Below are 12,995 nucleotides of genomic sequence, written 5' to 3' on the forward strand. Positions count from 1 at the left end.
CCGCCGGATCGCTGCGCCGGGGCACGGGCGCGAAGTGGGCGCCGGTGGCGGCGAAGTCGTGGGTGCGGTCCAGCCCGGCCGGCGCGCAGACGGTCACCCGCACTCCCCGAGCGACCAGTCCGGCGGCCAGCGAGCCGGCGTGCGTGCTGCTGCCGGCACTGCCGCCGCCGAGTACCTGGACCGTGCGCAGCTGTGACACGTCGATTGGCTCCCGGGGCTCCCGAGTCGGGGGTACGAACACGGCCAAGGATGCCAGTCCGTACGCACGTTCCGGCACGACGGAACCGTTACTCCGGGGCCCACCACGACAAATCGGACGGCCGACACCACTCGCACGGGTGAAAGCGTGTACGGCGCCACGACACCCGTACGGCGGGTGCGAGAGCCGGGGCACGCGCCGAGCGCACCCCGGCCGGACATGCCCTACCCGTCCGCGCGGGCCGTGGCGAGCAGTTCCTCGGCGTGGGCGCGGGCCGTCTCGGAGTCCTCCTGGCCCGCGAGCATCCGGGACAGCTCCCGTACCCGGTCCTCGCCCTCCAGGACGGTCACCCCGCTGCTGGTCACCGAGCCGTCCACGGTCTTCTCGACCAGCAGCTGCCGGTCCGCGAACGCGGCCACCTGGGGCAGGTGCGTGACGACGACGACCTGGGCGGACTTCGCCAGCTTCGCGAGCCGCCGCCCGACCTCGACGGCCGCCTTGCCGCCGACACCCGCGTCGACCTCGTCGAAGAGGTACGTGGGCACGGGGTCGGAGCCCGCGAAGACCACCTCGACCGCGAGCATCACCCGGGACAGCTCACCGCCCGACGCGCCCTTGGCGATCGGCCGGGGCTGGGCGCCGGGGTGCGGGGCCAGCAGCAGTTCGACCTCGTCCGCGCCGGAGGGGCCGTACGCCACGTTCCGTCCGCCGATCGCGATGCCGGACGCCTCGTCCGCCGCCTCGGCCTGCCGGATGTCGAAGGACACCCGGGCGTGCGGCATGGCCAGGGACGCCAGCTCCTCGGTCACCGCCTCCGCGAAGGACGCGGCGGCCGCCGTCCGGGCGTCGGTCAGCGCCTGCCCGAGTCCCGAGAGTTCGGCGCGCAGGGCGTCCCGCTCGGCGGTCAGCTCACCGATCCGGTCGTCGTCGCCCTCCAGCTCGGTGAGCCGGGCCGCGCCCTCCTGCGCCCAGGCGAGCACGGCGGTGATGTCATCGCCGTACTTGCGGGTGAGGGCGGTGAGAGCGGCGCGCCGCTCCTCCACGGCGGCGAGCCGCAACGGGTCGGCGTCGAGCTGGTCCGCGTAACCGGACAGCTCGCCGGAGACGTCCGCGAGCAGGATGGAGATCTCGCCGACCCGGTCGGCGAGCGAGGCGAGCGCCGGGTCGTGCGAGCGCACCCCGTCGAGGGCCTGCCGGGCGGCCGCCACCACGGTCGTGGCGTCCAGGGCCTCCGGGTCCTCCGGGTTGCCGGCCAGCGCGGTGTGCGCGAGGGCGGCGGCGGAGGCGAGCGCGTCGGCGTGGCCGAGCCGCTGGGCCTCGGCGGCCAGCTCGGTGTCCTCGCCGGGCAGGGGTTCGACGGCGGCGATCTCGTCGAGGCCGAAGCGCAGCAGGTCGGCCTCCTGGGCGCGTTCGCGGGCGCGCGTCGTCAGCTCGTCCAGCTCCGCCGCCACGTTCCGCAGCCGCCGGTAGGCGGCCGTGTACGCGGCGAGCGGCACGGCGACGCCGTCGCCCGCGTACCGGTCGAGGGCCTGGCGCTGCCGGGCGGGCTTGAGGAGGCCCTGCTGATCGGTCTGGCCGTGCACGGCGACGAGTTCGTCGGCCAGCTCGGACAGCACGCCCACGGGCACGGATCTGCCGCCCAGGTGCGCCCGGGAGCGCCCCTCGGCGGAGACGGTGCGGCTGATGAGCAGCGCCCCGTCCTCGATCTCGGCCCCGGCCTCCTCGGCGCGCAGGACCACCGCGTCGCCCCCGGCCACCGTGATCCGGCCCTCGACGACCGCGGCCTTGGCACCGATCCGCACCAGGGCGGGGTCGGCGCGCCCGCCGAGCAGCAGCCCCAGGCTGGTGACGACCATGGTCTTGCCGGCGCCGGTCTCACCCGTCACCGCGGTGAAGCCGGGTGACAGCTCCACCACCGCGTCGTCGATGACCCCGAGCGACCGTATCCGCATCTCCTCCAACACGGACATGACCATACGAGGTTTCACCGCCCGCGCGCACACGGGCCACGGCCCGGGCCCCCGGATCGTGCCGCCCCGTCCGGGATCAGTGGGGCGCGCCCCGCCACCCCGACACCGGCAGCGCGAACTTGGCGACGAGGCGGTCCGTGAACGACGCCTGGTGCAGCCGGGCCAGCCGGACGGGCACGGCACCGCGCCGCACCTCGACCCGCGCCCCGGAGGGCAGCTCGACGGTCCTGCGCCCGTCGCACCACAGCACCCCGTGCGGGGTGTGCGGCTGCACCTCGACGGCGAGCACCGACGTGGGCGAGGTCACCAGCGGCTTGGCGAACAGGGCGTGGGCGCTGATCGGGACCAGCAGCAGCGCCTCGACCTCCGGCCAGACGACGGGCCCTCCGGCCGAGAAGGCGTACGCGGTGGAGCCGGTGGGCGTCGCGCACACGATGCCGTCGCAGCCGAACCCGGTCACCGGGCGGCCGTCGATCTCCAGGACGACTTCGAGCATCCGCTCGGGCGACACCTTCTGCACGGCCGCCTCGTTGAGCGCCCAGTCGGTGTGGACGACGTCCCCGTTGCTGTGCACCAGGACGTCGATCGTCATGCGCTCCTCGACCGTGTACGCCCGGGTGACGACCCGGTCGACCACCTTGTCGAGGTCGTCGCGCTCGGCCTCGGCGAGGAAGCCGACCCGGCCGAGGTTGACGCCGAGCATGGGCACGCCGGAGGCGCGGGAGAGTTCGGCGCCGCGCAGCAGCGTCCCGTCGCCGCCGAGGACGATCAGCAGCTCACAGCCGTTGAGGACCTCGGGCGTGGCATCGGTGACGGTCTCCACGGACGGGGGCAGGGGCAGGTCGGCCGCCTCCGTGGCGAGGACCCGCACCCCCAGGCCGTGGCGCAGCAGCCCCTGCACGACGAGCTCCGCGCTGCGGATCGCGGCCGGGCGGCCGGTGTGCGCGAGAAGAAAGACTGTACGTGCCGCATTCGTCGTCAACGAGGCCCCTCCGCCACTGCACGGTCGACATCCGCGGGATCCAGTTCCGGTGCCCCGGCCCGCAGCCACAGAAAGTACTCGACGTTCCCGGAGGGCCCCGGCAGCGGGCTCGCGGTCACGCCCCGCACCCCCAGGCCCAGCGCCCACGCCCGGCGGGCCACTTCCCGTACCGCCTCGGCGCGCAGTCCGGGGTCGCGCACCACACCGCCGCTGCCGAGCCGGTCCTTGCCGACCTCGAACTGCGGCTTGACCATGAGGACCAGGTCGGCGCCGGGGGCCGTGCAGCGGACCAGGGCCGGCAGCACGAGTCCGAGCGGGATGAACGACAGGTCGCCGACCACCAGGTCGACCGGCTCGCCGTCGATGGCCTCCAGGGTCAGTTCCCGCACGTTGGTGCGGTCCTTGACGACGACGCGCTCGTCGGACTGGAGCGACCAGGCAAGCTGCCCGTAGCCGACGTCCACGGCCACCACCCGGGCGACCCCGGCGCGCAGCAGCACATCGGTGAACCCGCCGGTCGAGGCGCCCGCGTCCAGCGCACGGCGGCCCTCGACCTCCAGACCGAGCGGGACGAAGGCGGCGAGGGCGCCGGCCAGCTTGTGGCCGCCGCGCGAGACGTACTCGGGGTCGCTGTCGTCCTTGGTGACGACGACGGCGGCGCTGGTCTCGACCTGGGTGGCCGGTTTGGTCGCGGTGTTGCCGCCGACGGTCACCCGGCCCGCCGCGATCAGCTGGCTGGCGTGCTCGCGCGAGCGGGCCAGCTTGCGGCGTACCAGCTCGGCGTCGAGACGGCGACGGGCGACTCCTGCCACGTTCGGTTCAGCTCCTGTGGTTGTACGGGGGCACCGGTACGGGTGGTCCCGGTGCGGGGGCGGGCCCGGCGTCCAGCGCGCTCAGCGCCTCGCGCAGGCCCCGGTGTACATCCTCGTACACCTCGGTGTGCCCGTCCGCCGCGAGGTGGTCGGCATCGGCCAGCCGCTCCAGCAGCGCGTCCACCCCGGGACTGCCGGTGGGCGTCCGTACGACACCGAGGGGCGCGGGCCCCGCGGGCTCGGCCGGCTCCGGCGGGGCGTCCGTCTCGGGGTCGGGCATCGGGTCGCTCATGCGGAAACGCTACCGCGAAGCGCTGGGGTACCGTCGATCATGATGGCGACCATGGCGGAGTGCCGCAGCGCACTCGACAGACTTTCCGACAACCTCGCGGGGGCGGACGGCGACGTGCGCCGCGCCGCGGACCTGGACCGCTCGCTGAGCTGCCACATCCGGGACCTGGACATCACGTTCACCGGCCGCCTGTCCGGCGGCCGCGTCCGGGTCCTGGACACGCTGGAGGGCCCACCCCGGGAAAAGGCCGAGATCCGCCTCTCGATGACCGGCGACGACCTGGTCGCCATGGTCGACGGCGACCTGAACTTCGCCAAGGCGTGGGCGTCGGGCCGGGTCCGCCTGGAGGCGGGCTTCAGGGACCTCCTGAAACTGAAGTCACTGCTGTGACGACGCCGGCCGCATCAAGCCCGTCCGGCGGTTGAGGACGTCTTCCCGGCCCCGCCGCGCGCCCGCGCGGCAGGCACCACCAGAGGCGTCCCGGTCTCCGGATCGGGGATCACCTGGCACCGCAGTCCGAACACCCGCTCCACCAGCTCCGCGGTGACGATCTCCCCCGGTGCCCCCTCCGCGACGATCTCCCCGCCGCGCATCGCGATCAGATGCGTGGCGTACCGCGCCGCGTGGTTCAGGTCGTGCAGGACGGCCACCAGCGTCCGCCCCTGGGTCTCGTGCAGCTCGGCGCACAGGTCCAGCACATCGATCTGGTGCTGGATGTCGAGGTACGTCGTCGGCTCGTCGAGCAGCAGCAGCGGCGTCTGCTGGGCGAGGGCCATGGCGATCCAGACCCGCTGGCGCTGACCGCCGGACAGCTCGTCGACATAGCGATCGGCCAGCTCGCCGACGCCCGTCGCCTCCATCGACTCCTGGACGACCCGCTCGTCCTCGGGCGACCACTGCCGCAGCAGCCCCTGGTGCGGATACCGCCCGCGCGCCACGAGGTCCGCGACCGTGATGCCCTCCGGCGCGATCGAGGACTGCGGCAGCAGGCCCAGCGTCTTCGCGACCTTCTTGGCGGGCAGCCCGTGGATCGACTGCCCGTCGAGCAGCACCTGGCCCCGGCTCGGCTTCAGCATCCGGGAGAGCGCCCGCAGGAGGGTCGACTTGCCGCAGGCGTTGGGGCCGACGATCACGGTGAACGAATGGTCCGGTATCTCGACCGAGAGGTTCTCCGCGATGACCCGCTGGTCGTATCCGAGGGTCACCGAGTCCGCGGTGAGGCGCTGCATGGTCGTACTCCGGGGGTCGGACGGTCGGCTGTCGGACGGGGGAAGAGGGGCGGCGGTACGGGGTCTCATATGCGCCCCGCCTTGCGCTCGGTCACCAGGAGCCACACCAGGTAGCAGCCGCCGAGCACCCCGGTGACCACCCCCACCGGCAGCTGGCGGTCGCCGAACGCGTCGAGCGCGATCCAGTCGGCGACGAGCAGGAGTGCCGCGCCCATGAACGTCGCGGCCACCAGGTTCGGGCCGGTGGAGCGGGTCAGCCGGCGCGCCAGCTGCGGGGCGCTCAGCGAGACGAAGGCGATGGGCCCGGCGGCGGCCGTGGCGACGGCGACGAGCAGGACGGCAGCGCCCATGAGGAGGAGGCGGGTGCGTTCCACGCGCACCCCGAGGGCGTACGCGGCGTCGTCGCCCATCTCCATGACGCGCAGGGCCGGCCCGTGCCCGTACACCAGCGGGAGCAGCACCGCGCAGACGACGAGCAGCGGCCAGACCTGCGCCCAGTCGCGGCCGTCGAGGGAGCCGGTCATCCAGACGACGGCGCGGGTCGCGTCGACCAGGTTCGCCTTGGTGATCAGGTAGTGGGTGGCGGCGGTCAGCATGGCCGCCGCCCCGATCCCCACCAGGACGAGCCGGAAGCCGTGCACACCGCGCTTCCACGCCAGCAGGTAGACGGCGAGACCGGTCAGCAGGCCGCCGACGACCGCGCCGGCCGCCACCTCCTTCGCGTCGCCCCCGAAGAGGACGATCACGGTGAGCGCGCCGACCGTGGCGCCCTGCCCGAAGCCGAGCACGTCGGGGCTGCCGAGCGGGTTGCGCGAGATGGTCTGGAAGACGGCGCCCCCGGCACCGAGCGCCCCGCCGACGAGGAGTCCGACGAGGACCCGGGGCAGCCGCAGGTCCGTGACGATGAACTCCTGCTGGAAGGTGCCGTGGCCGAAGAGCGTGGTCAGGACCTCGCCGGGCGTCATCGAGAAGTCGCCGCTGCCGATGAGGACGATCGCGGCCCCCGCCGCCACGACGGCCAGGAGCAGGACGACCAGGGCCGCCCGCACGTTCATCCGGAACGAATACCCGCCGACCGTCCGCACGGCCCGTGCCGGACGGACCGCGCGTGCCGTCTCCTTCGTGGTCGTGGCCTTCACAGCTGGGACATCCTCTTGCGTCGTACGAGGTAGATGAAGACGGGCCCGCCGATGAGCGCGGTGACGATGCCGACCTGGAGTTCGGAGGGCCGGGCGACGACCCGGCCGACCACGTCCGCGCCGAGCAGGAGCACCGGGGAGAGCACCGCCGCGTACGGCAGGATCCACCGCAGGTCGGGACCGGTGAGGGCGCGCACCAGGTGCGGGATCATCAGCCCGATGAAGACGATCGGGCCGCACGCGGCGGTCGCCGCCCCGCACAGCAGGGTGACGGCGAGCATGGCGAGGACGCGGGTCCGGGTCAGGTGCGCGCCCAGCGCCCTGGCGGTGTCGTCGCCCATCTCCAGGGCGTTGAGCGGGCGCGCGATGAACACGGTGAGCAGGACGCCCGCCGCGATGAACGGCCAGACCTTGCCGACCGTCTCGGTGTTCGCGGAGGCCAGCGAGCCGACCTGCCAGAACCGCAGCCGGTCCAGCGACGCCGAGTCCAGCAGCTGTACGGCGTTGACGTACCCGTACAGCGCGGCGGTCACGGCCGTCCCGGCGAGCGCGAGCCGTACCGGCGTCGAGGACCGGCTTCCGCCGAGGAAGTACACGGCCACCGACACGATCGCGGCGCCCGCGAAGGCGAACCACACGTAACCGGTCAGCGAGGTCACGCCGAAGAAGCTGATCGCGGAGACGACGGCGGCCGAGGCCCCCGCGTTGACGCCGAGGATGCCGGGCTCGGCGAGCGGGTTACGCGTCAGCGCCTGCATCACCGCCCCGGCGAGGCCCAGCGCGGCACCCACGAGGAGCCCCAGCACGGTACGGGGGACGCGGACCTCGCGCACGAGGACGTCGTCGCCGCTGCCCGCGTAGTGGAACAGGCCGTGCCACACGCCGGAGAGCGGCAGCGCCTTGGCACCGATCCCGATGGACGCGAGGCACACCAGCGCGAGGACGGCCACGGCCACCAGGAGCCCCGCCGCTCGCGCCGCGTGACGTCTGCGGGGAGCGGCGGCCTTGTCCGGCGCGGCTATCGGGCCGGAACTGGAATCCGGGGGGCTCTCAACCAACACCCGGTTAGGTTAGCCTACCCAGGCTATGGGGCTCCGGGCCCGTCCTCACAGCCGCAGCCGGGCCACGGCCTTCTCCGCGTCCAGGTCACAGGCCCCGTTTCCGGCGTGCGACCAGGCCGCCGCGCACAGCGCCCGCAGCCCGTCGAGCGCGTCGCCGTCGCCCTCCAGCACGAGCGCGCCGCCCCCGGCGGAGGCCGTCCAGCCGCCGCAGCGGAATCGCCCGCCGTCCTCCGTCACCTCGGGCTGTCCGGTGAGCAGCCCGCGCAGGTCCGCGTCGACGTACGTCGGCCGGTGCTCGGGAACGGCGGTCACCAGCTGGGCCGCGTCGGTCACCCCGGTCAGCACCAGCAGCGAGTCGACGCCCCCGTTGAACGCCCCCTCGATGTCGGTGTCCAGCCGGTCGCCGACCACCAGGGGCCGTTCGGCGCCGGTACGCAGCACGGTCTCGCGGTGCATCGGCGGGAGCGGCTTCCCGGCCACCTGCGGCTCGGCGCCGGTCGCGATGCGGACGACCTCGACGGCCGCCCCGTTGCCCGGCGCGATCCCCCGGGCGCCCGGGATCGTCAGGTCGGTGTTGGACGCGAACCACGGCAGCCCGCGGTTGATCGCGTACGACGCCTCCGCGAACCGGCCCCAGGCCAGGTCGGGGCCGCCGTATCCCTGGACCACGGCGACCGGGTCGTCGTCGGCCGACTCGACGGGTTCGAGGCCGCGTTCCCGCAGCGCGACGCGCAGTCCCTCGCCGCCGATGAGCAGGACCCGCGCCCCGGCGGGCAGTTGGTCGGCGACGAGCCGGGCAACGGCCTGCGCCGAGGTGATCACGTCGGTGGGCTCGGCCGGGACGCCCAGTTCGGTGAGGTGTTCGGCGACCGCGTCCGGGGTGCGCAGCGCGTTGTTGGTGACGTACGCCAGGTGCATTCCGCCGTCCCGCGCCGCGCCGAGCGCCTCGACGGCGTGGTCGATCGCCAGCCCGCCCGCGTACACGACACCGTCGAGGTCGAGCAGCGCCGTGTCGTACGCCTCGCTCAGCGCGGTGCTGCTCCCGCTCGGCCTGGTCCTGCTCGTCCCGCTCATGTTCCGCGCTCCTCTTCGACTGCTTCTCCCCCGATCATCGCGCATCCCTGTACCCCACATACGATGCGTGGATGAACACACGAGGCACGGACCAGGGACTGCGTCTGCTTCCGTTCCGTGGCCTGCGATACGTCCCCGAGCGGGTCGGCAGCCTCGCCGCGGTGACCTCTCCCCCGTACGACGTGGTCGTGCGGCCCGACGGGCTGCTGCACCTGGAGTCGGCGGACCCGCACAACATCGTCCGGCTGATCCTGCCGCAGGCCGGCACGGTCGCCGCCCGCAACGCCCGGGCCGCCGCCACCCTGGACGACTGGCTCGCGGAGGGCGTCCTCGCGGCGGACACCGAGCCCGCCCTGTACGTGTACGAGCAGCGCGACGACGAGATCCTGCAACGGGGCGTCATCGGCGCCCTCGCGCTCTCGGGGCCGGCCGACGGCGTGGTGCTTCCGCACGAGGACGTCATGGCGCATGTGGTCGAGGACCGGGCCGACCTGATGCGCGCCACCGCCGCCCACCTGGAACCGCTGCTGCTGACGTACCGGGGCGACGAGGACCGGGCGACGGGGGCGACCGCGGTGGTCGAGCGGACCGTCGAGCGCGAGCCGCTGCTCTGCACGACCACGGAGGACGGCTTCCGCCACCGCCTGTGGGCGGTCACCGATCCCGCCGAACGCGCGGAGATCCAGGCGGACCTGGCCGGGCATCAGGCGCTCATCGCGGACGGCCACCACCGCTGGGCCACCTATCTGAGGCTCCAGCAGGAGCACACGGACCCGGGCCCCTGGGACTACGGCCTCGTGCTCCTGGTGGACACCGCCCGCTACCCGCTCCGGGTCCGCGCCATCCACCGCCTGCTGCACGGGCTGCCCGTCGCGGACGCGCTGGCCGCGCTGACCGGCCTGTTCCGGATACGGGAGGTGGCGGGACCGCTTCCCGACGCGATGGAGGCCCTGGCCGGGGCGGCTGCCGGGGGCAACGCCTTCCTGCTCGCGGGCGACGGCGCGTTCCATCTGGTCGACCGCCCGGACGAGGCGCTGCTGGCCCGCACGGTTCCGGCGGACCGCCCGGCGGCCTGGCGCTCCCTCGACGCGACGGTCCTTCACTCGGCGCTGCTCGACCTGGTGTGGCGCATCCCGGACGACCCGGCGCACATCGCGTACATCCACGACACCTCCGCCGCCGTCGAGCACGCCGAGCGGAACGGCTCCACGGCGGTGCTGATGCATCCGGTACGCGAGGAGCTCGTCCGGGACCTGGCCCGCCAGGGCGTCACCATGCCCCGCAAGTCGACGTCGTTCGGCCCGAAACCGGCGACGGGTCTGGTCCTGCGCAGCCTGAACCTGGGCTGAACGCGCAAGAGGGCGGCGCCCACTCGGGGTGCCGCCCTCTTCTCATGCGTTACGCCTGGGGGGTGCCGTCCTCGTCGGCGTCGTCCCGGTCCGCGTCGGCGGCGACGGGCTCCTCCTCGTCGTCGTCCAGGGCGTCCACGAACTCGACGCCGTCCAGCTCGGCGAGGCGGTCGGACGCGTCGGTGGCGCCGTCCTTGTCGGCCTCCAGCGCCTTGCCGAACCACTCGCGCGCCTCGTCCTCGCGGCCCGCTTCGAGCAGCGCGTCCGCGTACGCGTAGCGCAGGCGCGGGGTCCACGGGTGCACGGCGTTCGAGGCGAGCTCGGGGCTCTGCAGGGTGACGATGGCGGCGTCGAGCTGCCCCATGTCCCGCCGGGCGCCGGCGGCCACGAGACGCATCTCGACCTGGCCGGCCTTGTCCAGCTTCTGCACCTCGGGCTCACCGGCCATCGCCATGGCCTTCTCGGGCCGCCCGAGACCGCGCTCGCAGTCGGCCATGACCGGCCACAGCTCCACGGACCCGGTCATCCGCCGGGCCGCCCGGAACTCCGCCAGCGCCTCGGCGTACTTCTGGGTCGCGTAGGCGGCGAAACCGGCGGCCTCGCGGACTGCGGCGACGCGCGAGGCGAGCCGGAGGGCGATGCGCGAGTACGCGTACGCCTGCTCGGGGTCCTCGTCGATGAGACGGGCCACCATGACCAGGTTCCGCGCGACGTCCTCGGCCAGCGTCTTGGGCAGGCTCAGCAGCTCCTGGCGGACGTCCTGGTCGATCTCGTGACCGGTGACGTCGTCCGGGATGGGCAGCCGCTTGATGGGCTCACGGTCGCGGTCGTCGCGGCGCTCGTAACCGCCCTGGCGGCCGCCTCGGTCGTCGCGGCCCCGGTAGCCGCCCCGATCACGGTCGTCCCGCTGGCCGCGGTATCCGCCGCCCCGGTTGTCGTCGCGGCGGGGGCCGCGGTCGCGGTCGTCACGGCGGAACCCGCCGCCGGCCGGACGGCTGTCATCCCGGCGGGGGCCGCGGGGGCGGTCGTCCCGGCGGTCGTCGCGGCGGTCGTAGCCGTAGCCGCCGGAACGGCCACCACGGTCGTCGTCGCGGCGCGGTGCACGGTCGCGGTCATAGCCACCCGGCCGGCCACCACGGTCGTCATCGCGACGCGGGGCACGGTCGTCGCGGCGGAACCCGCCACGGTCGTCGTCCCGACGCGGGGCCCGGTCATCACGGCGGAACCCACCACGGTCGTCGTCACGGCGCGGGGCGCGGTCGTCGCGGCGGAACCCACCACCGGAATTGCCCCCACGGTCGTCGCGGCGGAAGCCGCCGCCACGGTTGTCGTCATCCCGGCGGGGGCCACGAGGCCGGTCGTCGCGGCGCTCGTAACCACCCGGCCGGCCACCGCGGTCGTCGTCCCGACGCGGGGCACGGTCATCGCGGCGGAACCCACCACGGTCGTCGTCACGGCGCGGGGCCCGGTCATCACGGCGGAACCCACCCCCGGAATTGCCCCCACGGTCGTCGCGGCGGAAGCCGCCCCCGGAGGGACGGTCGTCGCGACGGAAGCCACCGCCACGGAAGTCGTCATCCCGGCGGGGGCCACGAGGCCGGTCGTCGCGGCGCTCGTAACCACCCGGCCGGCCACCGCGCTCGTCATCCCGACGCGGGGCACGGTCATCGCGACGGAACCCACCACGGTTGTCGTAGCCGCCGCCCCGGTCATCGCGCCGGAAGCCGCCGCCGGTGGAACCACCGCGGTCGTCCCGGCGGAAACCACCGCCGGAGGGACGGTCGTCGCGGCGCGGTCCACGATCCCGATCGCGGTCCCGGTCGTCGCGGCGGAAGCCGCCCCCGGAGGGACGGTCGTCGCGGCGGTATCCACCGCGGTCGTCGTCCCGGCGCGGACCGCGCGAGCGGTCGTCGCGACCGCCGCCGAAGCCGCCCCGGTCACCGCCGTCCCGGCGACGCGGCTCGCGCTCCGAACGATCGTCGGGAGAGTTGGTGGACATGGGTGGAGCTCCTGTCATCGGGGTACTACAGACATTCTTACGCAGTCGGACACCCGACGCGCTTCGGGCAAAACAAAAAGGACCCTTGGTCCCAGCGCTGAACGCTGGGACCAAGGGTCCTTCAAAAATTGTTCGGCGGCGTCCTACTCTCCCACAGGGTCCCCCCTGCAGTACCATCGGCGCTGAAAGGCTTAGCTTCCGGGTTCGGAATGTAACCGGGCGTTTCCCTAACGCAATGACCACCGAAACACTATCGGCCACTCCGCAAAAGTACGGAGTATCGGCGCTTAGCGAACAAGCACACTTTTCAATTTATTGAGTGACGTTGTTCAACCAGCACGACTGTTCGTGGCCTGGGAACAACACAGTGGACGCGAGCAACTGAGGACAAGCCCTCGGCCTATTAGTACCAGTCAGCTCCACCCGTTACCGGGCTTCCACATCTGGCCTATCAACCCAGTCGTCTACTGGGAGCCTTAACCAATCAAGTTGGTGGGAATACTCATCTCGAAGCAGGCTTCCCGCTTAGATGCTTTCAGCGGTTATCCTTTCCGAACGTAGCCAACCAGCCATGCCCTTGGCAGAACAACTGGCACACCAGAGGTTCGTCCGTCCCGGTCCTCTCGTACTAGGGACAGCCCTTCTCAATATTCCTACGCGCACAGCGGATAGGGACCGAACTGTCTCACGACGTTCTAAACCCAGCTCGCGTACCGCTTTAATGGGCGAACAGCCCAACCCTTGGGACCGACTCCAGCCCCAGGATGCGACGAGCCGACATCGAGGTGCCAAACCATCCCGTCGATATGGACTCTTGGGGAAGATCAGCCTGTTATCCCCGGGGTACCTTTTATCCGTTGAGCGACAGCGCTTCCACAAGCCACTGCCG

The 12,995-nt window shown here is 73.0% G+C and carries 11 protein-coding genes, 2 rRNA genes and 1 pseudogene; 2 read left to right on the forward strand and 12 right to left on the reverse strand.

Annotated elements, in window-relative coordinates; genetic code table 11:
* From G3I41_RS28975 to G3I41_RS28995, 5 genes and pseudogenes are all read right to left on the reverse strand, one after another.
* Positions 1-199: pseudogene (locus G3I41_RS28975) on the reverse strand (glycosyltransferase family 1 protein); the annotation flags it as partial.
* Between the two features lie 224 nt (positions 200-423).
* Positions 424-2,169 carry a DNA repair protein RecN gene (recN, locus tag G3I41_RS28980; RefSeq protein ID WP_203601809.1) on the reverse strand — a complete coding sequence of 582 codons (1,746 nt, stop codon included), beginning with the start codon at positions 2,167-2,169 and terminating at the stop codon, positions 424-426.
* A 76-nt stretch (positions 2,170-2,245) separates the two neighbouring features.
* On the reverse strand, positions 2,246-3,151 hold the full coding sequence (locus G3I41_RS28985) for an NAD kinase (RefSeq protein WP_164403355.1): 906 nt from the start codon (positions 3,149-3,151) through the stop codon (positions 2,246-2,248).
* On the reverse strand, positions 3,148-3,963 hold the full coding sequence (locus G3I41_RS28990) for a TlyA family RNA methyltransferase (RefSeq protein WP_164403357.1): 816 nt from the start codon (positions 3,961-3,963) through the stop codon (positions 3,148-3,150). The genes G3I41_RS28985 and G3I41_RS28990 overlap by 4 nt, the downstream gene beginning before the upstream one ends.
* Positions 3,964-3,970: 7 nt before the next feature.
* Positions 3,971-4,243 carry a hypothetical protein gene (locus G3I41_RS28995; RefSeq protein ID WP_164403369.1) on the reverse strand — a complete coding sequence of 91 codons (273 nt, stop codon included), beginning with the start codon at positions 4,241-4,243 and terminating at the stop codon, positions 3,971-3,973.
* A gap of 54 nt (positions 4,244-4,297) precedes the next feature.
* Between G3I41_RS28995 and G3I41_RS29000 the strand changes: the two genes are divergently transcribed.
* Positions 4,298-4,645 (forward strand): SCP2 sterol-binding domain-containing protein, encoded by a 348-nt coding sequence (locus G3I41_RS29000; protein ID WP_164403371.1) that lies wholly within the window; start codon positions 4,298-4,300, stop codon positions 4,643-4,645.
* A gap of 14 nt (positions 4,646-4,659) precedes the next feature.
* Here the strand turns inward: G3I41_RS29000 and G3I41_RS29005 are convergent, their stop codons facing one another.
* The 4 genes from G3I41_RS29005 to G3I41_RS29020 all read right to left on the reverse strand — a co-directional run bounded on the left by G3I41_RS29005 (position 4,660) and on the right by G3I41_RS29020 (position 8,758).
* A complete protein-coding gene (locus G3I41_RS29005) occupies positions 4,660-5,484 on the reverse strand; it encodes an ABC transporter ATP-binding protein (RefSeq protein WP_164403360.1) in 825 nt (274 codons plus the stop codon).
* Positions 5,485-5,549: 65 nt separating this feature from the next.
* Positions 5,550-6,623 carry an iron chelate uptake ABC transporter family permease subunit gene (locus tag G3I41_RS29010; RefSeq protein WP_164403362.1) on the reverse strand — a complete coding sequence of 358 codons (1,074 nt, stop codon included), beginning with the start codon at positions 6,621-6,623 and terminating at the stop codon, positions 5,550-5,552.
* Positions 6,620-7,579 (reverse strand): iron chelate uptake ABC transporter family permease subunit, encoded by a 960-nt coding sequence (locus G3I41_RS29015; protein ID WP_164403372.1) that lies wholly within the window; start codon positions 7,577-7,579, stop codon positions 6,620-6,622. The genes G3I41_RS29010 and G3I41_RS29015 overlap by 4 nt, the downstream gene beginning before the upstream one ends.
* Before the next feature lie 150 nt (positions 7,580-7,729).
* Entirely contained in the window at positions 7,730-8,758 is a 1,029-nt protein-coding gene (locus G3I41_RS29020) for an HAD-IIA family hydrolase (protein ID WP_164403364.1), read from the reverse strand.
* A gap of 71 nt (positions 8,759-8,829) precedes the next feature.
* Here G3I41_RS29020 and G3I41_RS29025 point away from each other — a divergent pair, with 71 nt between their 5' ends.
* Positions 8,830-10,107: a DUF1015 domain-containing protein gene (locus G3I41_RS29025; RefSeq protein WP_164403366.1), complete on the forward strand. Its 1,278-nt coding sequence runs from the start codon at positions 8,830-8,832 to the stop codon at positions 10,105-10,107.
* A 49-nt stretch (positions 10,108-10,156) separates the two neighbouring features.
* Here the strand turns inward: G3I41_RS29025 and G3I41_RS36535 are convergent, their stop codons facing one another.
* The 3 genes from G3I41_RS36535 to G3I41_RS29040 all read right to left on the reverse strand — a co-directional run.
* Positions 10,157-10,909: a tetratricopeptide repeat protein gene (locus G3I41_RS36535; protein WP_239081888.1), complete on the reverse strand. Its 753-nt coding sequence runs from the start codon at positions 10,907-10,909 to the stop codon at positions 10,157-10,159.
* 1,327 nt (positions 10,910-12,236) lie between these two features.
* A 5S ribosomal RNA gene (gene rrf / locus G3I41_RS29035) occupies positions 12,237-12,353 on the reverse strand.
* 136 nt (positions 12,354-12,489) lie between these two features.
* A 23S ribosomal RNA gene (locus tag G3I41_RS29040) occupies positions 12,490-12,995 on the reverse strand; the annotation flags it as partial.

Origin of the sequence: Streptomyces sp. SID9727 (assembly GCF_010550605.1) — a bacterium.
Taxonomy (GTDB): Bacteria; Actinomycetota; Actinomycetes; order Streptomycetales; family Streptomycetaceae; genus Streptomyces.